Raw genomic sequence first — 638 nt, forward strand, 5'->3', positions numbered from 1 at the left:
ACACCGCCTGTTTTGGTCTGATAGCGGGCATCAAAGTTTCCGTAGTTTGATGGAACCATCTGCCCGTTTACAGCGAACGTTATACTGTTATCCGTATTCCTCTGACTGTAAAAATGCCAGCCGGAATCATCACCAAGCTCTGCAACTACAGGTCGGGATGAATTACCCCATAAATTAAACGTTGCGTTTTTCGTGGAGTTGTTGGCGCTGGATAACGTGAATTTTTTAGCATTTCCGGCCTGAATATTTTTTAACGCTATCGCCACACCATTCTGGAAACGAAATACATGCTGTCCATTCGCATAAACATCCAGAATGCCGTCGCCGTTTTGTTTTATACCTGTATCGTTATCCCCGAAAGCAATTGAGTTTCCGCCCAGCGCGTTCTGAACGCCGATACCCAGCGCACCATTGACCTGAGAACCGCCGCCAACAGACACTTTATGCGACATGGATATTTCACCCGTCCGCAGATTAATAGTGAACGGCCGAAGTGGACCAATATCGCCATTCTCGCCCTGACCTTCACTGGTAGGGATAAGGTGCAGGCACTCTTCCGAACGACGAAAAATCAGACCAAAGGCTTCGTTGAAAATCCTCAGCGCATTAACACCACGGATTTTCAGTTCCCCGGTCAT

At 47.6% G+C, this 638-nt stretch carries 1 pseudogene; it reads right to left on the minus strand.

Annotation, left to right across the window (positions count from 1 at the left end):
- Positions 1-638: pseudogene (locus C0K55_RS25740) on the minus strand (phage tail protein); the annotation flags it as partial.

This window comes from Escherichia sp. MOD1-EC6098 (assembly GCF_002965865.1).
GTDB lineage: Bacteria > Pseudomonadota > Gammaproteobacteria > Enterobacterales > Enterobacteriaceae > Escherichia > Escherichia marmotae.